The sequence below is a fragment of the Marinobacter nauticus genome (genome assembly GCF_003634635.1).
GTDB lineage: Bacteria > Pseudomonadota > Gammaproteobacteria > Pseudomonadales > Oleiphilaceae > Marinobacter > Marinobacter nauticus.
On record NZ_RBJB01000002.1, the window covers coordinates 347,949 to 374,709 of the forward strand.

General features: G+C 52.1%; 18 protein-coding genes. 8 read left to right on the top strand and 10 right to left on the bottom strand.

The annotated features are described in order from the left end of the window. Positions 1-391 precede the first annotated feature (391 nt). The 3 genes from C7436_RS01725 to C7436_RS01735 are packed head-to-tail and all read left to right on the top strand — an operon-like array spanning position 392 to position 5,158. Entirely contained in the window at positions 392-928 is a 537-nt protein-coding gene (locus tag C7436_RS01725) for a TetR/AcrR family transcriptional regulator (protein ID WP_014420756.1), read from the top strand. 23 nt (positions 929-951) lie between these two features. Beyond that, positions 952-2,106: an efflux RND transporter periplasmic adaptor subunit gene (locus C7436_RS01730; protein ID WP_008172291.1), complete on the top strand. Its 1,155-nt coding sequence runs from the start codon at positions 952-954 to the stop codon at positions 2,104-2,106. Between the two features lies 1 nt (position 2,107). Further along, a complete protein-coding gene (locus C7436_RS01735; RefSeq protein WP_121206477.1) occupies positions 2,108-5,158 on the top strand; it encodes an efflux RND transporter permease subunit in 3,051 nt (1,016 codons plus the stop codon). 9 nt (positions 5,159-5,167) lie between these two features. On the opposite strand, the gene C7436_RS01740 is transcribed toward C7436_RS01735, so the two are convergent. Next, positions 5,168-6,028, bottom strand: a complete 861-nt coding sequence (locus C7436_RS01740; RefSeq protein ID WP_211329835.1) for an alpha/beta hydrolase family protein — start codon at positions 6,026-6,028, stop codon at positions 5,168-5,170. A 154-nt stretch (positions 6,029-6,182) separates the two neighbouring features. On the opposite strand from C7436_RS01740, the gene C7436_RS01745 reads away from it, so the two are divergent. Continuing rightward, a complete protein-coding gene (locus C7436_RS01745) occupies positions 6,183-6,797 on the top strand; it encodes a TetR/AcrR family transcriptional regulator (RefSeq protein ID WP_121206478.1) in 615 nt (204 codons plus the stop codon). Between the two features lie 402 nt (positions 6,798-7,199). On the opposite strand, the gene C7436_RS01750 is transcribed toward C7436_RS01745, so the two are convergent. The 5 genes from C7436_RS01750 to C7436_RS01770 all read right to left on the bottom strand — a co-directional run bounded on the left by C7436_RS01750 (position 7,200) and on the right by C7436_RS01770 (position 14,322). Then, positions 7,200-8,183, bottom strand: a complete 984-nt coding sequence (locus C7436_RS01750) for a hypothetical protein (RefSeq protein WP_147423414.1) — start codon at positions 8,181-8,183, stop codon at positions 7,200-7,202. A 504-nt stretch (positions 8,184-8,687) separates the two neighbouring features. Beyond that, positions 8,688-9,047 (bottom strand): HipA N-terminal domain-containing protein, encoded by a 360-nt coding sequence (locus tag C7436_RS19085; RefSeq protein ID WP_121206480.1) that lies wholly within the window; start codon positions 9,045-9,047, stop codon positions 8,688-8,690. Positions 9,048-10,865: 1,818 nt separating this feature from the next. Next, on the bottom strand, positions 10,866-11,816 hold the full coding sequence (locus tag C7436_RS01760; RefSeq protein ID WP_121206481.1) for an ATP-binding protein: 951 nt from the start codon (positions 11,814-11,816) through the stop codon (positions 10,866-10,868). Positions 11,817-11,824: 8 nt separating this feature from the next. After that, entirely contained in the window at positions 11,825-13,699 is a 1,875-nt protein-coding gene (locus C7436_RS01765) for a hypothetical protein (RefSeq protein ID WP_121206482.1), read from the bottom strand. Then, positions 13,690-14,322 (bottom strand): hypothetical protein, encoded by a 633-nt coding sequence (locus C7436_RS01770; protein ID WP_121206483.1) that lies wholly within the window; start codon positions 14,320-14,322, stop codon positions 13,690-13,692. The genes C7436_RS01765 and C7436_RS01770 overlap by 10 nt, the downstream gene beginning before the upstream one ends. A 281-nt stretch (positions 14,323-14,603) precedes the next feature. On the opposite strand from C7436_RS01770, the gene C7436_RS01775 reads away from it, so the two are divergent. From C7436_RS01775 to C7436_RS01790, 4 genes are all read left to right on the top strand, one after another. Further along, positions 14,604-15,344, top strand: a complete 741-nt coding sequence (locus C7436_RS01775) for a tyrosine-type recombinase/integrase (protein ID WP_121206484.1) — start codon at positions 14,604-14,606, stop codon at positions 15,342-15,344. Positions 15,345-15,643: 299 nt separating this feature from the next. Next, complete coding sequence (locus tag C7436_RS01780) at positions 15,644-21,907, top strand: ATP-binding protein (RefSeq protein ID WP_121206485.1); 6,264 nt, start codon at positions 15,644-15,646, stop codon at positions 21,905-21,907. Beyond that, positions 21,882-22,559 (top strand): AVAST type 3 anti-phage proein Avs3b, encoded by a 678-nt coding sequence (avs3b, locus tag C7436_RS01785; protein ID WP_147423415.1) that lies wholly within the window; start codon positions 21,882-21,884, stop codon positions 22,557-22,559. Before C7436_RS01780 ends, avs3b begins: the two co-directional genes overlap by 26 nt. Positions 22,560-22,915: 356 nt before the next feature. Continuing rightward, a complete protein-coding gene (locus tag C7436_RS01790; RefSeq protein ID WP_121206487.1) occupies positions 22,916-23,944 on the top strand; it encodes a GIY-YIG nuclease family protein in 1,029 nt (342 codons plus the stop codon). A gap of 374 nt (positions 23,945-24,318) precedes the next feature. On the opposite strand, the gene C7436_RS01795 is transcribed toward C7436_RS01790, so the two are convergent. The 4 genes from C7436_RS01795 to C7436_RS01810 form a co-directional block, all read right to left on the bottom strand. After that, the gene (locus C7436_RS01795; RefSeq protein WP_211329836.1) at positions 24,319-24,846 is read right to left on the bottom strand and encodes a hypothetical protein; all 528 of its coding nucleotides are present in this window, start codon (positions 24,844-24,846) and stop codon (positions 24,319-24,321) included. Between the two features lie 100 nt (positions 24,847-24,946). After that, on the bottom strand, positions 24,947-25,234 hold the full coding sequence (locus tag C7436_RS01800) for a hypothetical protein (protein ID WP_121206488.1): 288 nt from the start codon (positions 25,232-25,234) through the stop codon (positions 24,947-24,949). Between the two features lie 48 nt (positions 25,235-25,282). Further along, positions 25,283-25,501 (bottom strand): MbcA/ParS/Xre antitoxin family protein, encoded by a 219-nt coding sequence (locus tag C7436_RS01805; protein WP_121206489.1) that lies wholly within the window; start codon positions 25,499-25,501, stop codon positions 25,283-25,285. A gap of 387 nt (positions 25,502-25,888) precedes the next feature. Then, positions 25,889-26,713 carry a MipA/OmpV family protein gene (locus C7436_RS01810; RefSeq protein ID WP_121206490.1) on the bottom strand — a complete coding sequence of 275 codons (825 nt, stop codon included), beginning with the start codon at positions 26,711-26,713 and terminating at the stop codon, positions 25,889-25,891. Positions 26,714-26,761 lie beyond the last annotated feature (48 nt).

Consider the following 26,761-nt stretch of genomic DNA (forward strand, 5'->3'; position numbering starts at 1 on the left):
TCGGATGAGATATATCAATCATCATCCTGGCTGATGCGACAGGCTGGAATCCGCCTTCGCAAGTTTCCCTTGGGGACAGGTTCGATGATGACGTAGCCATCGCGCATCATCGTCTCGAAATCCTGCTCGATCTGCCTCTATTGCGTTCGGGACCTGGCTAGAGCCTGTGATGGGTTTTCGTGGTCGGCTGGTTGCAAAGAGCCTGCAGACCAACCTGATTTTTGCCTGAACCCCGCGCACTTCAGTAGGGCACCTACTTCGGTATACGCCTATATTTTCGGTTTGAAAATAAGTGAACGTTCATTTATTTTAGGCCGACCAATTTGAAGCGTTGAGCAGACAAATGCGGCAAAGAGACGACTCGAAACGAATAGCCTTCCTGGAAGCTACCGTGAGGGAAGTAGCAGATCACGGTTTTTCAGCAACCTCGGTTGGCAAGATAGCCAAGGCTGCGGGTTTGTCACCAGCCACGCTGTACATCTATTACGAAGATAAAGAACAGCTTTTATTGGCGACATTTTATTACGTCAGCGATCAGGTCATTGATGCGGCGCTGGACAGTTTTTCTCGCGGGAAAGATCTGCGTGAAGGACTGCGACGCCAGTGGCACACACTGTTCCGGATCGGCCTTGAGCGTCCGGAACTATTCCGCTACCACGAGACGTTCACGCATTCTGCTTGGATGACTCCCGAGATCCAGGCACGAAACGAAAGCCGAGCCGCAAATCTTTTGAATGCAGTTGATCAGGGAAAGCAATCCGGGCTGATCAAACCGGTACCTTTTCCACTTCTCGAAACGTTTATGTTCCGCCCGATTTACCACCTCGTTCAACGATGCCTGCAAGGGTCGTTCGAAGGTACCGATGAGCATATCGAATTAGCGTTTAATATGGCTTGGGATGCGGTTGCCGATCGTCGGAATACCTAATTTTTTCTGGAGAGTGACGCGTTATGAAATTCAAGATGGTCAGTACCGCCATGCCCTTGAGAGGCCTACAAGCGCTTGCAATGCTTTCGAGCCTCCTGGTGATGGGATGTTCGGCGGAGGCGCCCCCTCTGACACAGCAAACTGTCTACCCGGTAAAGCTCATGACGCTGGAGCAGGCGCAGTCAGGCACGCTCAATCAGTATCCGGGCAGAGTCTCGGCGTCTGACCATTCAGAACTCTCTTTCAGAGTGGGAGGAGAGCTGACGGAGCTGGCCGTTAAAGCAGGCGACACTGTGGAAAAAGGGGAGGTCGTTGCCCGCCTGGACGATCGGGACGCAAGAACCCGCCTGGAAAACGCCCGGTCAAATTTCAATCTGGCACAGGCCACCTTCGAGCGAATGCGAATATCGTTGGAGCGCCAGGCCATCAGTCAGGCCCGTTTCGATGAGGCCGAGGCCGAGTACCTCTCTGCCAGAGCGCAACTGGCCAGCGCGGAGGACCAACTTTCCTATACCGTTCTCAAAGCGCCATTTGATGGCGTCATTTCACGGGTGCCGGTGGATGTCTTTCAGGTTGTATCAGCGCAGCAGGCCATTGCCGAACTGCAACGGCCCGGCTCTATCGACGTCTCGTTCCAGATGCCTGAACAACAGGTCCGCCGCCTTCAGCCACAGAGATCCAGGAACGTTCGCGCCAATGGCAACACTATCGCGTGGGTACAGTTTCCCGAGCTTCCCGATAAACGCTACGCCGCGAGCTACAAAGAGCATGACAGCAATGCCTCTCAGGGGTCGCTCAGTTATGAGGTTACCGTAACGCTCCCTGAACCCGAGGACATCACAGTGCTTTCGGGGATGAGCGCGACCGTTCTGCTTGATTACGGCACATTGGCTGGAGAGAGCGCCCCGTCGTGGCTGATACCAACCGCGGCGCTTGTAACACCTGACGCAGAACCCGGCACTAGCGTGGTTTGGCGATACGTGGCTGCTGCCGATGGTGAGAATGGCGATAACACGGGCAGCGTCGAGCCGGTGGATGTCGAGCCGGGTAAGAAAATGAACGATGGCGTGCTTGTTCGGGGAGAGCTCAGCCCGGGCGACAGAATCGTGGTTGCCGGCGCTCACCGGATGAACAGGGATCGTTCGGTCCGTCCCTGGGAAAAAGAGGGCGGGCTCTGAGATGGTCGATTATTTTCTTGATCGGAAGTCCATCAGCTGGATGGTCACGCTGTTGCTTGGGGTTGGGGGCATGTTCGCGTTTCTGGGTCTCGGCCAGCTTGAATTCCCGGAGTTCACGTTACGTTCCGCCTTGGTGACCACCCAATATCCCGGAGCAACGCCTCTTGAAGTCGAGGAGGAGGTTACGCTGCCTCTGGAAAAAGCGATCCAGCAGATGCCGGGCATCGATGACATTACTTCGGTGAACTCGGACGGCTTGTCGCAGATTACTGTCCAGCTCAAGAAGACGGTCAGAGAAGGGGAGTTAGACCAGTATTGGGATATCCTCCGGCGAAAGATTAATGATGCCCAGCCTGGTCTGCCACCAGGCGTGAACACGTCCATCGTGAACGATGACTTTGGCGATGTCTTCGGCCTGCTGCTCACGTTGCGTGGCGACGGCTACTCGCTGAAAGATCTTGGTGACCATGCGGATCTCATTCAGAGAGAACTGCGATTACTGGAGGGCGTCGCAAAAGTCAGTATCGGCGGCCGTGTCGACGAGCAGATGATCGTGTCCCTGGACCGTGACCGTATGCGTGCTCTTGGCATATCGCCAGAATACCTGGCGAGCCTTCTGAATGCGCAGAATACGGTAGGCAACGCGGGCCACCTGCGCAGTGAGGGACTGTCGTTATCCGTTCAGCCAACCGGTCAGCTTGATTCCGTTCAGGCACTTGAGCAACTGGCAGTTGGAAGCGCTGATTCGGGTATTATCCGGCTCAGCGATCTGGCCGAAGTTCGCAGGGTGACCAATGACTCACCCGCCTTGCTTTACCATTCTGACGGATTGCCTGCTTTGACCATCGGCGTGTCATTTGCAGAGGGCACCAACGTTGTTGATGTAGGTGAGCGTCTCAATGAGGCTTTGAAACGCCTGGAAAAACAGCAACCCATCGGTATGACACTGAACACAGTGTATAACCAGCCTGAAGTAGTCGAGGAGGCAGTATCTGCTTTTCTCATGAACCTTGCCCAGGCGGTGGGCATTGTCATTATTGTGCTTTTGCTGTTCATGGGGCTGCGAAGTGGCCTGCTCATGGGGCTGATCCTGCTGATTACCATCATGGGTACATTCGTGCTTATGGCAATACACGGTATTCAGCTCCAGAAGATTTCATTGGGTGCGCTGATCATTGCGCTGGGGATGCTGGTCGATAATGCCATCGTCGTCACCGAGGGCATGATGATTGGCCTTTCCAAGGGCAAGTCCAAAAGGCAGACAGCCAAAGAAGTGGTCTCGCAGAATCGGTACCCGCTGCTCGGCGCTACCGTGATTGCCATTACGGCCTTTGCTCCTATCGGCCTATCGCCAGACACCACCGGTGAATTCATTGGCTCCCTGTTCTGGGTTCTGTGCTACTCGCTTTTCCTGAGCTGGCTGACAGCACTCACTCTGACCCCGTTTTTCTTTGATATGTTCTATCCCGACAAGCTCGAGAGTGTCGGGCAGTCATCCGATAACGACCCCTATAAGGGAATTGTCTTCGTCGTCTTCCGCCGCCTGCTGACCTACGCAATTCATTATCGCTTCGTGACATTAACACTTGCCATCGCGCTTCTGGCTGGGGTTCTATCGTTCTCGGGACAGGTGAAGAATGCTTTCTTCCCGAATGCCACAACGCCACTCTTTTTTGTTGATTTGTGGTTGCCCGAAGGGACCGACATCTTGCAAACCGAAGAGACCGTGAAGCGGCTGGAATCGCGCATGAATGCAATGGACCAGGTTGTCCAGGTGACCAGTGTCACCGGCGGCGGAGCCCAGCGTTTTACGTTGACGTATTCACCGGAGCAGCGATACGCCAGTTTTGGCCAATTGATCGTAGAGACCCGGGACAAGGCGTCGAGAGAGGCGCGTATGGAGGAAGTCATTCAGCAACTGCGTACAGACTTCCCGAACGTTCATTACAAAGTGCAGGCTTTGCAGGTGGGGCCCTCAGCCAAAGCCAGTCTCGAAGCTCGTATCTTTGGAGAAGATCCCGAAGAACTCCGGAAAATCGGTGCGCGCGTGCAGGCAATTTTTGAAAATGAACCTCTGGCCGACAGCGTGCGCTTGTCCTGGGGTAATCGGGAAGCCGTGATCGTACCGGAGTTCCTCGAAGAACAGGCCCGGCGCCTTGGCGTATCTCGCGAATCACTGCACCAGGCGTTGTTGCTGAATAATCAGGGGCAGCAGGTTGGAGTGTACCGTGAGGGGAGCGACCTCATTCCGATCATTATGCGGTCAAGAGAGGAGCAGCGTTTTGATATCGAAAACCTTACCTCGATCAATGTCTGGAGTGAAGAGCAGGGCCGCTATGTCAGCGCAGGCAACGTCATCAATGCCATCAATACGGAACTGCGGGACCCGCTGATAAAGCGCAGAAACAGGGAGCGGATGTTGGCGGTTTATGCCGAACCCATGCCTTTATCGGGGGAGACAGCGGCGAGTGTGCTGGAGAGGATCCGCCCGCAGGTCGACGCGCTGGAGCTTCCCTACGGCTATTCGATTGAGTGGGGTGGAGAGTACGAGACCTCAACCGAGGCGCAGACTTCGCTTTTCTCCTCGCTGCCTCTTGGACTGCTCGGCATGTTCATTATCTCGATGCTGTTGTTCGGCAGCTTCCGACAGGCTCTCTCGATCTGGATAATTGTTCCTCTCATGATGATTGGAATCATTGGTGGACTGGTATTGCTCGGCGCACCCTTTACGTTCATGGCACTGCTCGGGACTCTGAGTCTGATCGGTATGGTACTGAAGAATGCCATTGTGCTGGTTGAGGAGATCAAGATTCAGGTAGAACAGCAGGATGATGCATTCACCGCGGTGGTTGAGGCCGCGGTAAGCCGGGTACGACCTGTGCTAATGGCGGCCGTAACCACCATGTTGGGAATGATTCCTCTGTTCAGCGATGCCTTCTTCGCGAGCATGGCGGTGGTTATCGTGTTCGGTTTGGGTGTTGCAACGATATTGACGTTAGTGGTGCTACCAGTGGTGTACTGCACGCTGATGAGAATTTCGTACCACGGATAGCCAGCTCACTCAGTATGTTGACGCCAGGCCCTCTAGAGTCTGCGGCCAACAGGCTTTACAGCGGCTACGCAACAAGTCGCTGTGGCCAATGTCTTTCAGGCCAAAACTGCCTGGTTCCAAGAAATGTTTTTTTATCTGGGCGTTGGGCAGCAGGCGCAGAAAGTCTTCCACGTTTGCAGGCACGGCAATGTGGTCATCTGTTGCGGTTAGCGACAGCACGGGGGCTTTTATATCCGCATAGTGATGCTGCCTTATTTCCTCTCCAAAACTGTTTTCTACGTACCCTGGCGAACGGCACCACTGTCGCCATTGCCTGGCGACACCGGCGGGAAGATCCTCACCGAAACCGATAATTTTGGTCGGCCAGTATCCTTTGACTGCAACGGAGAGCGGTTGCCAACCGTGGAACAGTAGTTTGGCGGCCAGCTTTGTTTTCAGTTTCAGGTTATCGAAATGGCCTGACGATGCTGCAATCAGAACGTAGCTGTCTATTTGAGCGAAGTTGGGCATTAAACCGATCAACTGCGCACCGGCGCTATGGCCAACAAGGCTTACCGGCAGACCTGGTGCGAGGGCGATGAGTTCCTCCAGCGCGGCCGGCAGGTCCAGCGAACCCCAGTCGACCAGGTCGCCAGAGATCTCAGCTAGAGGGATACCGTTGCGAGAATCCCCAATGCCTCTGTTGGAAAACGTCAGCACGGCGAAGCCTTGCTCGCTCAGCCAGGTCGCAAAACTGAAATAGACTTGATGTCGAAACCCGGTGGCGGGGGCGATGAGAACGGCACCGCGAGGAACGTCTGTTGCTGGTCTGAAAAAATGCCCGGTGAGCCGATAGCCGTCGTCACAGGTTATTATGGTTTTTTCCATCATTTACCCAATTAGTAAGCCGCTGTTGCCAAAAAAATTCGGCAGTAGTGAAATAAAAGAACAATATTCGGTAAAAGAAGATTATTCTGTTTTTGCCGAAGCTGTCAAACGGTAGAATGAAGGTCACGGCTAGTTCAAACAGGCTAATATCGATTTGATGAACCAATTCCATATTTTAGAAAACAGGTTTCCGGGCCGCAGGGCTGCGCTGAAAAGGGACATCCTGGAACAGGCGCTCTATTGTTTTATTGAGCTTGGGGTGGAGGCCACCACGATCGATGCCATCAAAGCCCGCTGCGAAACGAGTGTAGGGGCGATTTATCACCACTTTGGCAACAAGGAGGGTATTTTAAGCGCACTCTTTTTTGCAGCTCAGGATGATCAGCGACAACATCTGGACCAGGAGTTAGCCAACACCAACAGCCTTCGCGAGGCTGTGTATTCAGTTATCTGTAGTTATCTCGACTGGGTTGTCGCCAACCCCGAATGGGCAAGGTTCCTGTATCAGGCGCGATCAGCAGTCGCCAAAGGGCCATTTCAGGAGGAGCTGAAAGATAGGAATGCGAAAGGCTTCCGGGAACTCAAAGCAAAGTTGCTTGGCTTCGGTAACGAAAGTAACAGCATTGTTCAGCCGTTCGAGATCGTAATCTCTCTGATCGTCGGCCCGTCGGAAAATTACTGCAAAGCCTGGCTGGCTGGCCGGGTACAGACTTCGCCTCGGGATTATCGGGAAGAATTCGCGGAATCCGCATGGCGATCGCTTCAGAGGTGATCCAGCTGAAAATATTTGCCTCGCGTTGTTCCTGGATCATATTCCGCCACAATGGGTGGACGACCACACAAAGTACTAAACTTCCTCCACGGTAATTCAGTGACTTACCCTCCAAAATCCACACAAAGTGCTAAACAGACTTAAAGCTGGTTCGAGAATAGCGCGCTCCTTCCGGGTTCCACACAAAATGCTAAATTTGGCGTCCGGCTCGGAGTACCGAATAATCTCACTGGAACGGAAAGATTGGAGGCAAGCAACAAGCCTTGTTGGCAGGGGACGCTCTTAAACAAAAGCGAACATTCGAGTAAGTGCTTTGCTACAGAGCCGCCAAGCTAATTACCTCCGGAACCGACAGGGATGATCAAAGGGGAGCTTGAAGGCCCACCAAGCCGAATACAGGCCCTAGCGGGAGATCGAGTGGTAAAGTTCGATCGCATCTTCTTTGGAGCGCACAATGTATCTGTGGGGTTCCGGGTCTCTCCATTCGGCGCAGCGCACCACCTGGCAATTGTTTCTGTCAGTGGTTTCAGTGACACATTGCCTTTTGGGAGCGCGGTTGCGGGGGTAGTCCCAGGATGCTTTAAAGGCAGGCATCAGTTCCACGCCCACCCAGACTTTCTCCGGCTTGAACTGGAACCCCCAATGGTAATCGCCCCAGCCATTGCAATGCTCGTTTCCCCGTTTGATGTTGTACTGGTAGCTGTATATTTGTTGAGTCGACGGATACCACCAGCCTCTCTCGTAGTCATACCCGGTCTTGAAGTATTGGGGGTAAGCGGTTTCTACGGTGACTGCTTTAAACTTATACCGGCCGGATTGATCGGCCGGCAAAGTGACAGACATTTTTGACACGCCGTTAACGGATACCAGATACCACCCATCGGGTGAGGTAATCGTGGCTGGTGTTTCCCGTCTTTCCCTCTCTCGTATCCGGGCTTTGGCTGCGGCCAGCTCACGCTGGTTCGCAGCCTTCTGCGCGCGCTCCAGGAGCTCGCCCATGACCTCATACGATATCGCTTCTTCACAGTAATCAGGGTACACCGTCGAACGCGTTTTGCTCTTTTGGGCATTGAGTGAGCCACAGGCTGAGAGATGAAACATCGCGGCAAATTCAGCGCCGCGCTTCCAGGCCAGGTAGGCGTAGTGGGCAGATTTGGTGTAATCCCGGGGCAGGCCCTTGATGTGATCACTGGAATAGACGAGGGCCAGTACCATCAGGGAATCTTTCGTCTTGGCCTTGATCAGCGAATCAATTGAGTTTTGCCGGACTGCCTGGTCATACAGCGCCTGTTGTTTTGTATTGAGTATTTTCAGTGTGCCGGCATGCACTTGCATGACGGGTAGTACCAGAAGACACAGCCATACCAACCCGCCTTTTATCGTCACCTTTGCCTCCTGATTGTTTCATGTGTTGCCTGCCTTCGAAAATTGCCCTGACGGAGAGTATAGGCTGAAGTTAGGTAATAGCGGCAGATTGATTGTGACCGCCTGAAAGACAGCCCTCCACCGGACGCCCTTGTCAGGGCGCCGCTGGACGACCAGGCAAAGAACTAAGCTTCTGCAACCGTTATTCAGTGACTTACCCTCTAAAATCCACACAAAGTGCAAAATTGACTAAAAGTAGATTCGAGAATTGGACGCTCCTTCCGGTTTCCACTCAAAATGCTACATTCGGTGTCCGGCTCGGGGTAAGGAATAGTCTTACTGGAACGGAAAGACTGGGTGCAAGCAACAAGCCTTGTTAGCAGGGGGCGCAACAAACACGGAGGTACCAACCTTTCGTTTCTCCCGCTGGTTGCTCGCTCAAAAGGGAGGCTGAAGACTGGTTTCACGCCAAAGCTGAATGTCCGCTTTGCGACCATTTTGAGCTTTCAGAAAGAATTGAGTCGGCTACTCAGAAGTCGGTGGCGAGGCTTTCGACATACTTGCCTTGTCCTTAACCATCGGCTCGATAGTCACTGCACCGGCTAGGTCTTGCCCATTGTTGATTAATAGAGTGAACTCATCGTTAGGGTGGATGTCTTGCTCCAAGCACTGAGTTTTTCGAAGCCAACCCTCACTGCACAATCCACTGAAAAAAGCCGGTAGTCCGTTCTCTGAGACGTAGGGCTGCTCACGGACCGGGAGGCTCAAAGAAAGGCGTGGAAGTCTTTTGTCCACATAATCAGCGCTGTACTGGAAGCTAACAGAGTTGCCTTTCCTCTCAAGTGTCCCGGCGACGCGATCATACAATTTAACGATAGCTTTCATGACACTTCCATACAGTTATTGTAGATGTCGGCGCGTGCTGGTAGATGCCCCTGCGGCTTTTTAAACCTTGCTGAACATGGTTGAAAATCCTTGATCGCCAGCCCTAGAAGCCTGTCCTTTTCGGAGCAGTTTCTCCAATCGCATTTGCCCCTGAGCGTATTCATCTGCACCCTTGACGATCACACCACGCAAGGAGTCCACAGTTTGACGAGTCCGGCCCCAGACGGTTGATCAAACTCGCGTAGGCGACGGCGAGCATTTCAGCACGCTAGTACATTCGCCGCGTCACGGGTTTTCAGTACTTCTACCGTTACCCAGATCTCGTGATGATCCAGTTTTCGCGGCTCTGACTCCCACCAAGGGAAAAAATCAGAATGCCGCTCGCCAGGCTCGTTATTCTTGAATATGCGGTAGATATCCCTATTAGTGAGCGCTTCAGGGTCAGCGCTACATGTCGGGCCATCGAACATTGTACTTGATCTACTGTTCGCGCAGTGTTGAACCCGTTCCCATGAATCCAGGTTGAGGCGCACATCGTGCAATGGTGAGCCAGGCCAGTATCGAATGGCTATTTGGCCATTTTCTTCACGCACCTCCATGATCTGTGACGGATGGAGCCTTCGCTGGAAGCGATTTTGAGAACCATGATAGCCAGTCATACTGTAGCAAACCGACGGATCGGCTGCTCTTTTACAGAGCCAAAGCGCGTAGTTTAAGAACTCCGAAAAAGCGTAATCTGACGCCCTTATGAACATCCAGCGCTCAAAGCTGGGGGAGGGCCGTAGGTCGCCGGCTGGGCTTTGAACATAGACTCCGAATGGAATTTTTGGATGACTGAAGTAATGACCAAGCCCGAGGAGTGCAGGGAGCTGTTGGTTCGGTTTTTGTCTCGTAAACTTCCGATTGATTAAACGACACCAGAGGGTGAACGCGATGCAAATCGGGCATGGGGCATCGGGCTTCCGAAAATCTTCCGGCCTGAAACACTCCAGGTCAAGCCAGCGAAGTTGGTGGCCTTGGAGTAACACAGTCTGCTGCGATTTTAGGAAACGCCTCAATGAAATCGTCAGGAGTGAGGTGAACTCGTTTTTTGTTTTTTCTCTCTTGGCAAGATGGGTATGTGATTCGAGAGGGACAGGACGCGGTCTGGACGAATTTCCCTGGTCAGACCAGCGATACAACTTGGATGTGCGGCATTTGAGTGCGTGAGGGTGGGTGATTGCCTCTAGGTCTTTCAGTCGCTTTCTCTCCTTCCCGCCCACACGTTCGGCTTCAAAAGCAAGATAAAATGGGCTGTATGCATCGGGAGGAGAGAAAACAGAGTGCTCAAAGGCGCGACCTGGATTCAGCTTGTCGTGAATATCCCGCACCGTTAGTTGGCGATAGCGCCGCTTTTCTTTCTCGCATCGTTCGACCCACCGTGCAAGCCAACTGAGTTTTCGATAGTCGCGGCTCTTGAGTTGTGTTTTCCCCCGGCGCTCTTTCGAAAGTGCGCCACAGGTGCTGCATTTGGCTCCCCCGGATTTCAACGAACGATCCCACGCTAACCGACATTCCGGACAGTCCAACGCAAAGGGACAATGATGTATGGGGCAACGCGCCAAAGCCGGGGCTTGATAGAGTTCGATGTGGAATGCCCGAATAGCGCATTTCGGACATTGACGAACTGGCTCAGTCCAACGTCCCAAAAAGGGTCGAAGGTTGACCCGCACGACCCCCGGGTTCGCGGATAGTAGACGTCGGGCGTGGGCATAGCCACTTTCTAGTGGGTGCTTCCAAAGGAGCCCATCGTTCAGTTTGCGGGCACCCTCATTCCCGTCAGTCATTGTGTCCGACCAGTGTCACGAGGCTTGATACAATACCGGCGCCTTCCAGGCTTTTAATAACGCATGCTTCTAAGGTCAGTAGGTCGTCTTTGTCATCGCAGTGTGGCAGATAGTCCATCAGCAATAGGTGCGTTGTCCTAACAAATTGGGCCATTCCCCAGGATTCTTGGCCCAACGGAATACCGTATCGCTCCCGATAGTTCTGCCAGAAAATCGGGGCAATGTCAGTCAGCCGCCAACTCTGTTCGTACAGCGTCGGGCAAAAATACTCAGTGGCGCAGATTCTCGGTGTCTCTGACACGGCATAGTCGTCGTAACCGGCTAAGCAGTCTTTCAGTTCGGATTCGGATCGAATGCCGTAGAAACGAACGACGTTGTTAAAAAAACGCTCTCTCAAATAGCGTTTTTCCGGGCGCAACAAGGCGTTGGCTAACGAATGGAATTGGTCTGAGTTTGCAATAAACAAAATGCTGCAGTTAATGTGCAGGTTGACCAGATCGTTATAGATTTCGGCGAAGGCATTGAGCTGGTCGATCGTTAATAACTGAGCCTCATCCACGGCGAGCGCGACTTGCCGTGTATCGTTCCCCATGGCGGCATCCGCAAGTCGTATGACGATGTGGTCGAGCAAGGTGTCGGCACTTTGTCGCTTTACGTCAAAACCGAGCGCGCGTGCGGTCTTGGCAAACACCGCACGAATGGTTCCCACGTCCCGGAGCCCGTAATGTGTGTAGAAGACTCGGATGGACTGGCCGCTTCGATTCGTCAGTGCGTGCTCAAGCGCCCTCATTGCATTGGATTTCCCCAGTCGAGCCTCACCGATGATGAGCATCCCGGTGTGGCCACAGCTGACCAAAGCATCGATCTGATGTTTTATCGACTCGAACATGGGCGTCGGTATCCAGAAACCACTGGCGTCCTCGAGCAGTGAAGCAGCTGACATAGGATACCTCACCTCCGCTTTTTAACCATGGCTGGTGACCAGTCCGGCAGCTCCGACAACGCCTGGGCAAGAGCGGGATTATTTGTCGTTTTTGTATACCTCTTTCCGGGTTTCTCTGATGGGGTGACAGCCGGTTGAGAGATAGAATCTGTGAAGCGCATCAGGCTAAGCGCTTCACGAGGCAGATGGCAATGAGCCAGCATATAATCGACAAACCCACCCATGGGATCCGATCGGGACAGTACATGATCACGGACTAGTCGGTTTGCCCGCTTTCGCATCGATACGGAATGGGGATATCTCATCCACGTCCCCGACACATAGACTTCGCCCAATCCCTCACCGCTGAGCGTCGAGACCTTTAACTGACGTATGTCCCGAATGTCGAACACGATCGTCACTTTTTGGTTTATCAACTGGGCGGCGTTGATCGCTGCGCCAGTGTACTGGCAGCCCTCGAAGTTGATGCGCGGTTCGTCCGCTGTAAACCCTTTCCGAACCATAGCCTGCTGACTGCGCTCGTAGGGTCCGAGTCCGGGGACCGGGTTGCTGGCACGCAGAGGCAACAGATGATTAGCCATCTGGTATCGCATCTGGTCGATCGGTGAGATACCGCCCATGTTGGCCAGGGGACGGTGGTTATGTTCGATCAATAGCACAGTTACCGCTTCCTCGAGAGCGCGCAGTGACACAAACGGAGGTTCCTTTTTCAGCCGCCCTGGCTCTCGTCTGACGTCGGTTGGGTGACTGCCTGTGGTCGAGGGTAAACGATGGATGTCCACGTTCAGCTTCTTGAACGCCTGCTCGATGCAGGCTCGCGCCTTGGGATTCTTGGGCAGCCCGAGATTGGTAGTTGCCGCGAGGTGATCGCAAACCATCCGGCGAACCTGGTGGGACAGGTGAGCCAAGGCATTGTCGAAGCGAATTACGCCAAACGCCGGCCGGCAAAATGCTTCATCCAAAGCGGAGGGGAAGCCGATTGCAGACGGATAGGCCAGACCCGGTGTGGTGAGTTTCGGCGGCTCCCAGGGTTGAATCAATTGCTCCAGTAAACCAAGGACATCGGCCGCGTTGGGATGAGCTGAGAGGGCGAATGTCGCTCCGAGGTAGCAGCCCGTGGCAACATCGCGGGCCAACAGTAGTGAAATCCGACCCAGACGCACGGGCTTCATTTGCCCGTGCAGAACCACGGCCGCAGCGCCATGGCAATCGAGATGAGCCTCGTCAATGTGGATTTCTTGGAAAGCACCGACCGGTGGAATTTTGGATCCGATGACTCGCGATGACCCCCATGACATCTGCAGCTCAAGCACAGACGCGATCAGAAAGCGACGACACGATTCGGCCCCTAGCGAGGGATGGTTGAAGGGGTAGGTATCCTGCTCCCAGCCGGCGGTTCGAAGATAGTTTATGAAGCTGGCGTGAAAGGCTTTCGCAGTGAGGTTCTGGCCGCGACGATGGTGATTAACAGACCGCTTTATTTGTTTCATCAAGTAGGAATACAAGCCCGGTACCGAGTGCAGTACAGACTGAAACGAGCATCTTGCACCGCGGGGTTCGGTCAGTGTGCCCAGTTGAGTTTTGCGTTTCGACTGTCTCACGTGTTGGTGGGGGATCAGACCCGCCGACAGGGCCGGCGGCGAGTCCTCGTCGCCGGCCAGACAGCGTTTCATCAATTGCGAAACCCAACTCAAGGACACCTGCGTACTCTGAGCCACATCCTGTAGTTTTTGGCCGTCCAGAACCGCAGTGACGATACGAAGATTTCGGAAATACAGAGTACGGTCTGTTTGCGTTAGGGCGTGAGGATCGACAAACGGCCAACGCTGGATGTTTCCCAACTCGGGTTCCTGTAACAAGCGGGCGCGCCAGGTCAGCTCCATGCGGTAACCTCCGTGTCGTAGTCGAGCGACTTCTCCGACAGGTCGCAATGCAGGTCGTGGCGGTGCAGTAGACGGAACAACGCCAATTGCCGCCGATAGTGCTCCGCATCCAGGGTATCGCCGAGCAGGGTTCCAACGCTTAGGGATGATACTTGTTTTGCGTCGTCAAACAGGCGTTGCTCTTCGACGGCCGTATCCTGGCCCTGATATTGTGCCTGAGCAAGGACTTGAACAATGTGAAGCCAATGCAGGGCCAATCGCTCTTGTGTCAACACGGATTCATTACTGACCACCCGGAACTGCATGTCGTATCGCTCAAAAAACGCTCGCAGCGCCACCTCCTTTTTGGACTCGAACTCGCCCCGAGGCTTCAGTTCCAAGACCTCCATACGCGCATCCCTGACGACGTAGACATCGGGTATATAGGGCTCCCGGCCCACCAGCATGCGGAAAGGTTGGGGCACGAAACTCGTGACCTGGGGGGTCGCTTCTAACAAGAGTGCGTGGAGGAACTCCGTGTAGCAGTGGAAGCAGGCGCGATCGGGGTATTTGACGCATCGCTGTTCGTAATAATCTGCCCGCCGGGTCAGTTTGAGGCTCGTCGGCTGCTGGGTCGGGATCAAGGAGTTCTCCTGAAGGCGAACAGAGAGCTGGCCCAGCGAGGACGTGAGACGCGGATGGGACGGAGCCATGGTATACCCCCCCCCGACGGCTATGGACTTTTAAGTATAGACGGTGATCAACAATTGACCAGTATAGAGCTGCTTGACGTTTACCTGTAGTTCGTCAACCGGCCTCCGTTTCTTGCGGTTTTCCCGCCGGTTGCCATACTTATGAGACCGGAAGAGGGCGCTTGGCCAGGCCTGTAATTCCACCCCAAAATTGACAGAACCCCGGAGGGGAAATGTCAAAATCCATCACCAGCGCGCGGTCATTTCCGCGCCCACGCCCAAACAAGCGCTCGCTCGGGTTTCAGGAGCGTCCGCTGGTGTCGTTCCCGATCACCGAGGTGACCATCGATTGGGACCGGCTCATCGACAAGCGGCCGTTGCTGCTGGAGACCCTCGACACCATGCCCAAGTACCTGCTCAAGCCCGAGGTGCTGACGCTGCTGGAGGCCGAGACCCACCCCATGCACCGGCTGATCCTGGATCTGATGTGGTGCACCGGCGCGCGGGTCTCCGAGGTGCTGGCGATCACGCCGGCGAGTTTCATGGATGACGGCTACGACTTCGGGGTGGTCCTCAAGACGCTCAAGCAAGGGGCAGGGCGGCCGAGCAAACGCAGCCTGCAACGCTCGCCCAAGCGGTTTATCCCGATTCTGGATAGAGACTTTCAGACCCGGATCCAGAGCTACCTGTGGATGGGCAAGTTTCGGAAGGACGAGCGGATCTTTCCGATTACACGCCAGGCGGTCAGCGCCAACATCGACCGGCTGATTGAGCAGGTGGGGGGAGAGCCGCCGTTCAAGATTGGGTGTCACACCTTTCGGCACAGTTTCGCGGTGCATCTGCTTCTGCATGGCCGTCCGCTGAAGTTTGTAAGCCAATTACTCGGGCATCGAAGCGTCGAATCTACAGAGGTGTACACGAATGTGCTGACGTTCGATGGAGCCCATTTTTTGGAAGGCGTGGAGTTTCATTAGCGGGCGCCTACCATTCAAGCCGAGGTTAAAAATTAGACCAAGTATCGCTCTTTCGCTGATAAACCAAATTGCTACTCTCCACGTTAGATGGACGCCGCTCTGTTAAGTAACTCCCAGCAAATGTATTTAACGAGGTCCTCAGAAACAGGGGTTACTTAAACCGAGTAGTTAGCATATATTTATCTGAGTCGATTGTGGTCAACCGACCTCTCTGTCAGCGGAACTCACTAATCTGTGAGTCTCAAAGAAAAACATTAAAATAACGGTTCAATCCGTAAGAAGCTGTTCTTAAGGAATTTATGTCCAAGGTAGACCTCGTTCGACCTAGCAGGGATGGAGACCAATTTCACTATAACTGGGCAGCACGTCAGTGCCTGCAACTATTGCCCGGGCAGACGGATCTTGTAGCGATCACAATTGAAGGAGCGTCGACGCAAGAAGCTAAAGGTGGTGAGATTGATGAGGGAGAAGAGCTGATTGATGTCGGGCTCTATTTTGGTTCCGAGAACATCGATCAAGCTGATTTAATTCGTTATGTTCAGTTGAAACATTCCACGCGTGCGAATGCTGTACCCTGGACCGTTGGCGGACTAAAAAAGACGATTCAAGGCTTCGCCGGCCGTTACAGAAAGCTTACGGAAAATTTCTCCGATGAGGATGTAGCGCGGAGGTTTCGATTCGAATTTACAACGAATCGCCCAATAGATCCCAAGCTTCAAGAAGCGTTAGCCGATTTCGCTTTAGGAACAAAGAAGCGCCATCAGGCAGTGCATAAGGCTCTACTAAATTACACCGGCCTGGAAGAAAATCGCGCAGCGCTTTTCTTTAAGTTGTTTGTAGTTGACGGTGAAGAGGACGATCTCTGGGGACAGCGAAATCTCTTGGTGCAGGATCTTTCCTCTTACCTTCCAGACGCAGATTGCGACGCTCCATTGCAGTTGAAAGACCTCATTACGCGCAAGGCGACTACAGAATTTAAGTCAAATCCGTCCGTTCGCCGATACGATGTGCTTCGCGCCCTGAAGTCATCAGAAGATGATCTACAACCTGCTCCTTGTTTAATTCCGGATCCCTCGGGCACCCTTCCTCGCGACCAAGAAAATGAAATTCTTAGAGAGTTCCTTGCCGCAACATCCCCTATTGTAATTCATGCAGAAGGCGGTGTTGGAAAGTCAGTGCTCGCTTCTAGATTGGCGGCTGAAGTTCCTCCCGATTCTGAGGCTGTTCTTTACGACTGTTTCGGTGATGGTCTTTACCGAAGTTCTCTTTATTCTCGTCATACTCATGCTGACGCCCTCGTGCAAATGGCCAATGAGTTGGCAGCGAGGGGGTTGTGTCATCCGCTGATACCGACTGCGCATGCTGGCACCAAGCAGTATATGCGCGCTTTCATACACCGACTCGCCCAGGCTATTGGGTTGTTGCAGGCCAGGAATTCAGACGCAAAGCTTTGTCTAATTATTGATGCTGCTGACAATGCAGAAATGGCGGCAAAGGAAAAAGGAGATTCTTCCAGCTTTGTTAAAGACCTTATCCGAACCCCTCTACCGGAGGGAGTGCGTCTTGCATTTACTTGTCGGACCCATCGTTGCTCGATGCTTGAAGCACCCCCTGATGTTCAAGAGATAAAACTGCGCCCGTTCAGTGACGAGGAAACTGGGAGACATCTTCGCGGTTCCTATCCTTCGGCAACCGAGCAAGATATTTTGGAATTCGCTGTTCTGAGCAGCTCGAATCCGCGTGTGCAGGCATTGGCACTCTCACAAAACTTACCGCTTCAAGAAATGTTGAAACGACTGGGCCCTGAGCCCACGACTGTCGACCGTGCAATAGGTGACCTGCTTGACCGTGAAGTGGCCAGACTGCGTGATAAAGAGGGGGCCATCGAAGCTTCTCAAATTGAGGTTATCTGCCAAGGGCTTGCGATCCTTCGCCCGCTGGTACCTATCCCTGTTCTCGCCAAGCTTTCTGGAACCTCGGAAAGCGCTGTTAGAACCTTTGCCCTAAGTTTAAGTCGTCCATTGTTGGTGAAAGGGAATAGCCTGCATTTCCGTGATGAGCCCAGCGAAACTTGGTTTCGTGAACGGTTTAAGCCAGAAAGCTCAGACTTGTCTCGATTTCTTGAACGACTGAGACCACTTGCGACACAAAGCTCTTACGCCGCTGCGGCACTTCCACAACTACTTTTGGAAGCTGGGAAGATAGGCGAACTCATAGAGCTCGCCCTTTCTGGAGAGGGCTTGCCTTCTGATAATCCTCTAGAAAAGAGAGATGTCGAGCTTCAGCGCCTTACTTTTGCATTGAAGGCTTGCCTAAAACAGAAGCAATATTTGGCAGCTACAAAAATTGCAATTAAGAGTGGTGCTGAATGTGCAGGAGAACAACGACAGAACAATCTGATTCAAGACAACACTGATATCGTCGCTGAGCTTATGGCTCCTGATCGTGTGGAGGAACTTGTCTCACGGAGAATCTTTGCCTCCACCTGGATGGGGTCTCACCACGCTTACTATGCTGGCATCCTTTCAGGGCGCGAAGAATTCTTTGCTCTTGCCTCCAGCCGACTCCGAATGGCACTTGATTGGCTCTGGACTTGGGCCAAATTGCCTGACGAGGAACGAAGAACTGAAGATGTCAGTAACGAAGATAAAACAGAGATTGCGCTGGCGATTCTTCGCTTACGCGGTCCTGCAGATGCAGCCAGTTTTCTGAGGCGCTGGAGGCCCCGTCGGATTGCTTTTGAAGTCGGGCGCCGGTTGGGAAAACGCCTCGTGGATCTCTGTCAGTACGAGAAAATCGATGCTCTTGCGGAGGCTGCCGGCAACGATATTTGGTTGCTTTTGGGCCTGATTTCGAGCGTGAGTGATACCAATTATTCTATTCCCACTTCTCCTTTAGCAAGGCTGATACATTTGCTCTCTGATCGGCGTGTCGACCCGACAGGATCCGAGACTTGGAATACGAAATGGACCATTCTGGACGCCATTCGATCCGCCATTGAAATGGCTGTCCGTGTGTTGCCGACGAAGCCAGATGAATGGGCTAGGACACTTCAACGTTACCTTCCTGCTCAGCCACCTCCCGATCTTTCCGACCGCTTTGGATCTGGCCGGATGCCATTGCTTCGAGCTTATGCACTTGACGCGGCGCTCAGAGAAAAGCGGCTTAGCCTGAAAGATATCGCTCCCTTAAATGTGCGTGAGCACTTGGATTCCTCACACCATTATGGCCACAGCCGTGAGGTGGATACTTTCCAGAGAGAGGTTGGCGGGCTATTGCCGTGGATTGTTCTATCCGCTGAGATTATTTGTGGCCGTCAGCCTGAAAACTTGGCGGAGACAATAGAACATGCTCTTCAACAGACCTCGGCATCGGAGTCACGAATTTACCGAGAAGACAAGGGTCTCCGACAAGCGATGGTACTTGAGTGGTTACGCATCTTACGAGTATCTTCCTTCGCAACCCCCTCACCACAGATAGAAACCTTCAAGTCATGGTTGGATAGCCAGCAAGACCTACTCTGGCCAAATACACTTACTGCGTTATGCCACGAATCTGCCAGGGTGCCTGGATTCGAGTCATTAGCGGTGGACTTTGCTTCTCAGGCATACCAGGTGTTAGAAGTTTCGCGAGAACCTGCGGAATCACGCTCTGACTCGTACCTGGACCTGGCGCGTGCAATATTAGCGGTAAATCCAGCAGAAGCCCGGGGCTATTTTGATCGCGCTGTGGATATTGCAAGCCGTATTGGTGATGAGAACCTTGATCGCTGGACAGCTTTTCTGCATCTCGCAGAATCTGCAGGTGAGCAGAGCAAACCACTTCCGCATACGGCGTACCGACTTTCACGCATAGCCGAACTTACATACGAGTACGTGGCACGTGATAAGCATTTTGACTGGAACGGAACCACTAGTGCTTTGACCAACCTCTGTGCTTCATCAGCATTGTCCATCCTCAGTCGGTGGCGTGATCGAAGATTCGGTGAGACCGGGCGCCTTCTGCCGATCGTCATATACCATCTTGTTGCCCAAGGACAACTTACGGAAATCACTCCAGTAGCATTCGGTGGGGTAGAAGCGAGATGGGATCGGGTATCAGATCTAGAGCGCCTGCTGAGCACAGAAACTGATACATCAAAGCGTACATTGTTTGCTCAGGTTGCGTATCGCTACATTCGAGTTCAGGAATCCGCTCCGGCAGTTTCGAGTGAAATTAAACATCTCGCCGTTGAATATGGACTGGAGTTTCCGGACATTGACCGTCTTATTGCTGCCGGCAAGAGAAAAGCTTCGGTTGAAGCGTCTAAAGCGCAGACATTCGGGCCTACAGATACGGATACTGAGAGATGCTCACCAAACTGGGACACCCTCTTCCAGAGCGTTGATTTTACTGACCCTGGAGACCTTAGAGCAGCGTATGCTGAGTTGCGAAACTTTGATCCGCCTTTTGAAATTGAGACCTTTTTTCGGGAAGCTTTTGCAAGATTGAAAGTAGGTCAAGAGCCCCAGTTGATTGGTTGTATAAGCTCCTGGCCAGATTTCAGAATCTTCGAGTTAAGATATCTGCTGGATTCAATACCCCATCAAGCGCTCAAACAGTTATCAGTTAAAAATGCTCTAAAAAATTCAGTGCTTTCGGTGTGTCGACGTGAACCCGAGTTTATACAAAGACGTGGCTGGGGCGTGTTCTTGCCCTTCGAAAAACTCGACAACGAGGGTCTGGTTCCAGATTCAGAAGTTATTCAAGCAATCCTGGAAGGCTTCCTCTTGCGGTTAGACAAGCTCGACGCAAGAGGATTATTTCAGTTGGTTGACCCTCTTGCGGACTGCCTTTCCCCTGAAGAGGCCAATGAAGCACTGAATTTCGGTTTTGACCTTCTTGAAGAAGTGCTTCGACCAGAGGACGGAGATGGTGCATGGCGCCCAGAACTGGAACCTCCGGAAACTCTGTTATCTGCCCTTGCCGGTTATGTTTGGGCCGGCTTAGGAGCGCCAGAATCGTCAGAGCGTTGGCAGTACGCGCACGTTGTAAGATCGATTGTCGAGCTTGGATGGACGGAGTTTGTCGAGGAGATCGTTTGCGTTGCTGAATTAAAAGCCGGCGGGCCCTTCATAGATCAGTCACTGCCATTCTATTTATGGCATGCACGCTTGTGGCTACTGATCGGACTTACGCGGGGTGGAATCGAAAATCCGTCTGCCTTGCTACCGATAGCGCCAGTTTTAAGACGATGGCTCAATGAAGAGCATGTTTTGATCAGAGAACTTTCCGCTCAAGCGCTTCGGAATGTCTTGAAGGCCGAGAAAGTCCAAACGCGCGAGTTAGAGGAGCTGGCCTTCATCAATAGTCCCAGCTTACCTGAAGAAGTTTATGAAGGATGGCGTGATCCAGCGGACGATGAAGAATCCTCCGAGGAAGAAGTGCTTAGCGACGACAAAAGGTTTTATTTCGGCATCGATATCGGCCCCTACTGGTTAGCCCCTCTTGGACGCGCATTCGGACTGACAGAAAAAGCTACCGAAAGACGAGCACGTCAAGCTTTGCGGAAGCATATGGGTTGGCAGGGAGAGAATACTCGAAGAGGTGATCCTCGGTACCTTAGGAGAATTTTTGGCGAAAGAGAAACAAGTCATTCACATGGAGAGCTACCCCGAACAGACGACTTGTGCTCTTACCATGGATATCACGCGATGATGTTTTCGGCAGCGGTTTTATTAAATGAGAAGCCAGTGCGACGAAATGTCGATGATCCCCAAAACGAGTTCCATGATTGGCTGTCGCGCTATCTGCCAGCTCGCAATGATGGAGGTTGGCTTTCAGATCGCCGCGATCCAAGACTTGTCGAAGATCCTCCCCTTCGAAACCGCTATAACGACAGCAACTGGTGCTGGGAGGTGACGAAAGAGTATATCGACCAAAAACTTTCTGCTGATGATGGTTCCACTGTGCTTTGGGGGCATTGGACTGGCGGAGAGGACAATCGCGGTGAGACGGTCTCAATTCGTAGTGCCTTCGTCTCAAAATCAGTTGCTGAAGCGCTAGTTGCAGCACTCCAGACTGCGACGGAGTTGGATAGGTTTTCCCTTCCTAGTTTTGAAATGAATGACAATATAGGGCGTACGCCGTTCAACTTGTGGGGATGGGTAACTGACTATGTTGCTGCGCCAGGCCTTGATAAAGGAGACCCGTGGTCTGAAAAACTCGAGTACCCGGGGCCAGCACCATCTGAGAGCATTATTGGACGCCTTAAACTAGAGGCCTCCACTGATGGGCGTATATGGAAAGCCAACAACGGGGCAGTGCTTAGGAGTGAAATCTGGACCCGAAAGCAAGGCTATGGCTTGAATGAAGAGACGGTACCAGGGGCCAGACTTTGTGCAAACCGGGGATTTCTGCGCGACCTATTGGCATCATGTCCTGACGAGCGGCTCATTGTAAGTGTATCGGTCCGTCGGCTTCCCCCGAAATACGGGCCTGACAGGGATATCTTCGAGTCGTACCCCTGGCCCTACGTTCGTTACTATCTGATGGAGGATGATGGTGTCGCTTACGCGCTCTGAAGCAGTTATTCAACTTGGGAAACGTCTTGCTAAACAACTCGATGCCAGCGATGACCTACTGGCTTCCTGGATGGCACATGATATCGCACAGAAAATCGAAGATGCACAAACAGCCACTTCGAGGGAGAAGGAAGAGGCTCACAATGTTTGCGCGAGGGCTATATTCGAACTGTGGGAACATCGCAGCGCGATACCAAAACACCTTCAACCATTGCGCGAGCTGGGGCCCATAGTTCGGACTATTGCCTCTATGGATTTGGACCAGGCAAGTTATCGATATTATCCGGAAGTTCTCCGTAGGGCTGCCACCGCAGAAGCAGACGAAGCTACAAAGAAATGGCTCGAATTAGCAATGGGGTTGGACTATTCGGCACGAGTTCTTATTTCGTTTGCGCTCCGATCTGCTGCTCAAAGCAGTATTTCTGATGCAGAGGCTTGGGTTGAATTAGCTCGAGAGGCGGGGGCGGACGAAGGATATGAATCTCCAGTTGTGCGATTTATTCGCGATAACAATCTTTCCGGAGAAAAGCCTGACGAAACTGAAAAATGGGAAGAGCGTTTGTCTCGCCTCGAGGGTTTTGCTGAGCTTTCCTCCAGTCTCGCTAATGAATTGCGAGAGGAATTAGGGGTAAAGAAGAATGAAGACAGCTAGTCTCGCCGAAGCATCTATGCAATCTGCGTGGAAGTTAAGTACGTTGGCAGCCCCCTCAATGCAGGCGGCAAAAAGCATTCTTTCCAATATAACGAGATAGATTTGGCCTTGAAGCATTGCCAACAGGTCATGACAGAACCGGGTACAGATATCCGGTTGATATCAGATCAGCAAAAACTAAAAAGGACACAGACATTCGAAGTTTAGAAACTGAAAGTCAAAAGGGACAAAGAAGAGGACCAACCTGGGGATAATTTTCGCAGCGGCTTATCGACTGGGACAATCTCCGGGATCATGACTGATGCTTGATAAAGATTCCTCTCAAAAGGTCCTCTACCAACGATAGAGTGAGATTAATGGCTTACCTTTATATCCTTTCAAATAAGTCTATGCCGGGGCTTTTGAAGGTCGGGATGACCACTAACTCGCCGCAGGAGCGAGCAGCCCAGTTGTCTACTACGGGCGTCCCGGGTGAGTTTATAGTTGAGGAGTATTGGGAATGTAGCCCTGATGATTTGCGCAAATCTGAGAGAGATATTCACCGGACGCTTAATCCTTATCGTTATCAGAAGAACCGTGAGTTTTTCAAAATATCACTTGAGAAAGCTAGATCTGAAATTGAGGGTTATTTTAAGAAAATCAGTAATCTTCAGATAGAAAGAGAGCAGCGAAGGGAAATAGCAGCTGCCAAAGAAGCCAGAATTCAGCGTGCGCTTGAAACAAGAAGGCGGCTTGAGGGTGAAATAATAGACGGTGTTAATGAACTCGTTAATAGGATTAACGAAAAAAGCAAAGGTATTGAGTCCCAACTGGAAAGAATAGTTCCTGCAGAGCAGGTAGTCAGATTTATTTACCCTTCGAAGAAAAAGGAGATGAACGGTCGACTTGTTTCTCATTCTGGATGGGAGCTGAAATCGACATTCTTGGGGTTTAATCGGGGAAAGATTCCTCGAGAGTTGCAAGAGGATCAAGTAAAAATTTACATATTTATTGCTGTGACAACAAAGCCTCTTTTTGGTGAAACCCGCAATTATGGAGGCTTTTTTGCTGTCTCCTACATGCTGCACAGCGGAAAGATTGAGTCACTTAGGGAAGATGCTAACGTCGTAAACGATCAATTCGGACACAGCGTATTCCCCAAAACCTTGGCTGAATTCTTTTCCAACCTAGGTTTTGAGGACCTGGCGAATGAATGGAAAAACCGGTTTGGCGAATTTTCAAGACTAAAACAGGAAGTTAAAGAAGGTCTGCAGTGTCCGTCATGCGCGGATGGCACTCTTGTCATGAGACGGAGAAAAAGGGATGGACAGCCGTTTTTAGGCTGCTCTTCGTGGCCCTCATGCAACTTTACGTTCAATGCCCAATCCCCAGATGCTGGAAGTTAGCGATGAGAAGGTCCGAGGACTTAGCGTCACACTCACTCGGGCCATCAAACCGTCGTTAAATGATCAATGTGGCCCAGTTACACTCGTCTAATGGGCTAACCAACATATTTGTACCCAGCGTCCTGCAGTGCTTTCTTAAGTGACTCTTCTGGAGGCTCTTCATAAATCAACGTTGTTGACGGTGAAACATGGCCGGCGATTGTTTGTGCAATTTTTACGGACTTTTTTGATCATGAATGATATTTGTCATCAATGTCCGGCGCCCGCTGTGGGAGCTTGCTCACTCAATTCCTGCCCAGTGCCGCTGCATGAGAGCGAAGTGTTCCTGGAGAGTATTGGGAGAGTATTGGGAGAGTAGGGGCCTCCTTTTTGAGTCAGAAATAGGGGGCGGTCTTTTTCACTGAGGGATGTGCTGCAAGGCGGATCGCAAGGTGATTTTCTATCGCAGTTCTCAGCGCAACGTCATTCATCGGAAGATCACGTGATTTACCACGATGTTTTTTGACCTCAGGATAAAAATCCTCCGGCTTGATCTCGGCACCGGCCTTGACCATGGTTTCAATTCGCTGAATAAGCTGATTGAAATCGTGGACACTAAAGCTGATTCGACGCCGCTGGTACGTGGATTTGGATCGCTTTAACGCATCGGCAGCTTTAGTGTAGGCCGCAGGCAACGCCAGAATTTCTTTAAGCTTGAACGAGCGCTGACCAGAACTTTCAGGGCCGAGCTCGGCGACGTCCTTGATCTGAAGAAGCGCGATCTCCTGAACTCGCAGTCCAAGCTTGAAGCTGATCTGAACCAGCGCCGTGTTCTTTTCCGGGTAGCGATGCTTCTGGATAGCACCTAAGAGGTGGGCGAACTGTTCGGGCGTGAGCACGCGTGCCTGGCCGGTTTTGCTCATCGGATAAGCTCCTGGTAAGCCGCTCGGATGCGAGGAGAGGGTAAAGATATAATCCGTAATAATGTTTTTAACGGATTTTTCCCAGATCGATAGGGAACTCTCACTCCCAGGGGCAGTCTGGGCTTCCCCATTCATTCCCGACGGGGCCGCCAACAGCCCCTTGCAGTTTCCGCTTCTTTATCCAGGCGATCGCAATGTCATCCATAATCGCGGCCGGGATTTCCACGACTAGGTTATCGATAACACCGTCCCGCGTTGTCTCTTTCGAAATCGTGAATTCGCGGGGCCGGGTGAGTTCAAAGAAAACGTTCTTAGGCTCAGTATTCAAATACTCCTGGAAGTAGAGATGGTGTCGTTCACCAGCGGTAATTGATGCTTTGGTACTCATAGGATTCTCTCCGCGAAACACCCACGACCTAAGTGATCGGTATCACCGTCAAATTATGATTCCATGCTCCAAGCGTGCGATCAATGTCCTAACTCGATCTATCCCTTCACGAGTTTCAAAACACTCTGCAGGAGTTTTGTAACCAAGCCCTAGGACGGGGCTTTTCAACCAGCGCTCGGCTTCGTCTTGGTTGCCATGAAACATTTGCAGGGCCTCACGTGAAGCCTTTTCACGTAGCTCCGCAAGGCTTTCTTCAGGGGTAGCCATAAATCCTCCGATAGCATTCGCTGGTAGAGAAACCTGCAATGTTGAAGTACAAGTTTACGCCTCCGACACGGAATTAATAAGGGAACAATGGATTTCCAAGAAATCACGAGCTTCTCACAGAAAAAATCACGCGGTAACAGGGCAAAACGCCTGAATTAGTACTTTGCGTGGAAATTTAGAACTTTGTGTTGAAAAATTTAGTACTTTGTGTGGACGTCTAGTGGTCGTATACCGTAATAATGTTATTTGAACGGATACCAGACTGCGCATAATGTATATTATGTTAAATCATATGTTATGAGGCATAGCGTACGCACTTTATGGAAGCTGTCACTCCCGCCTCTTCGGTACAGACGTTGAGCGCATCCCTGCGTGCGCCAGCCAAACCTAAAAAACATAAATGAAGCCAACGCCTATTTCCGCCTCATAATCATTTCGAGTGATTGGGCTGTCGGATACATCACTCCCGAACGCTTCGTACAGAGCTTCTCCGAAGATCTGCCAGTTCTTGCCCAGGTAATTGCGGTAGCTGACATTAACGCCCGTCGATCTATACCCACTATCAACATCAGTTTCCGGCAGCCCCGAATCGATGGATTGTTGTGTGGTCACGCCAAAGTCCCGGTTTGCGAGCTTACTATCGTGGAAAGTCACGGCAGCACCCACTTCCCAGCCAGTACCATCAGCCTGGCACGCCAAGCACGTTCCTGCGCCGAAAATTCCGAGCGTACCAATTTCTCCTGCTGATACGCGCCCATCCAAAAAGTAACGCCAGTCGTCAGTAAGCGCGTAACGTGCTTCCAGCAGTACTGCTACGCCGGAATCCGACTCACCTAAACCGTCGAGTCTTCCATCTTCAGAGTCACTCTCTTCCCGGCCTTCCTCATACCCTATAGATGTCTGAAATAACCAGGAATCCTTCACCAGCGTTCGCCACCCAACGGCTTCGCCGGCCCAGAAAAAGATGTTTTCTCCGGTTCGCCACTGAACACCACCAGCTGGGTCGGCCTCAAACTCGAACTCATCCGAACCCTCGTAAGCGGTCTCATACTCAACGCTCACCCCAAGACCAAAGCCCAAGCCGTCGCCATTGGTGAAATCATCGATAGAAGGAAGTGGAACGAGAGGAGTTCTAATCTCTGTCGCATTAACCACACCGAGAAACGTGAAAGCGCCAACAACGGTGGCGACTTGGAGGGCTGCTTTCTTCATGGTTCTTCCTCTATCAAACAGTCATCGATATTACGACTTACTCATCGC

What these genes read in the sequence shown, in the direction of transcription:
- C7436_RS01795 (WP_211329836.1), bottom strand. Translation starts at nt 24,846, where the DNA reads ATGAGCAAAACCGGCCAGGCACGCGTGCTCACGCCCGAACAGTTCGCC.
- C7436_RS01735 (WP_121206477.1), top strand. Translation starts at nt 2,108, where the DNA reads ATGGTCGATTATTTTCTTGATCGGAAGTCCATCAGCTGGATGGTCACG.
- C7436_RS01745 (WP_121206478.1), top strand. Translation starts at nt 6,183, where the DNA reads ATGAACCAATTCCATATTTTAGAAAACAGGTTTCCGGGCCGCAGGGCT.
- C7436_RS01740 (WP_211329835.1), bottom strand. Translation starts at nt 6,028, where the DNA reads ATGATGGAAAAAACCATAATAACCTGTGACGACGGCTATCGGCTCACC.
- C7436_RS01800 (WP_121206488.1), bottom strand. Translation starts at nt 25,234, where the DNA reads ATGAGTACCAAAGCATCAATTACCGCTGGTGAACGACACCATCTCTAC.
- C7436_RS01775 (WP_121206484.1), top strand. Translation starts at nt 14,604, where the DNA reads ATGTCAAAATCCATCACCAGCGCGCGGTCATTTCCGCGCCCACGCCCA.
- C7436_RS01765 (WP_121206482.1), bottom strand. Translation starts at nt 13,699, where the DNA reads ATGGAGCTGACCTGGCGCGCCCGCTTGTTACAGGAACCCGAGTTGGGA.
- C7436_RS01760 (WP_121206481.1), bottom strand. Translation starts at nt 11,816, where the DNA reads ATGTCAGCTGCTTCACTGCTCGAGGACGCCAGTGGTTTCTGGATACCG.
- C7436_RS01780 (WP_121206485.1), top strand. Translation starts at nt 15,644, where the DNA reads ATGTCCAAGGTAGACCTCGTTCGACCTAGCAGGGATGGAGACCAATTT.
- C7436_RS19085 (WP_121206480.1), bottom strand. Translation starts at nt 9,047, where the DNA reads ATGAAAGCTATCGTTAAATTGTATGATCGCGTCGCCGGGACACTTGAG.
- C7436_RS01790 (WP_121206487.1), top strand. Translation starts at nt 22,916, where the DNA reads ATGGCTTACCTTTATATCCTTTCAAATAAGTCTATGCCGGGGCTTTTG.
- C7436_RS01730 (WP_008172291.1), top strand. Translation starts at nt 952, where the DNA reads ATGAAATTCAAGATGGTCAGTACCGCCATGCCCTTGAGAGGCCTACAA.
- avs3b (WP_147423415.1), top strand. Translation starts at nt 21,882, where the DNA reads ATGATGGTGTCGCTTACGCGCTCTGAAGCAGTTATTCAACTTGGGAAA.
- C7436_RS01810 (WP_121206490.1), bottom strand. Translation starts at nt 26,713, where the DNA reads ATGAAGAAAGCAGCCCTCCAAGTCGCCACCGTTGTTGGCGCTTTCACG.
- C7436_RS01805 (WP_121206489.1), bottom strand. Translation starts at nt 25,501, where the DNA reads ATGGCTACCCCTGAAGAAAGCCTTGCGGAGCTACGTGAAAAGGCTTCA.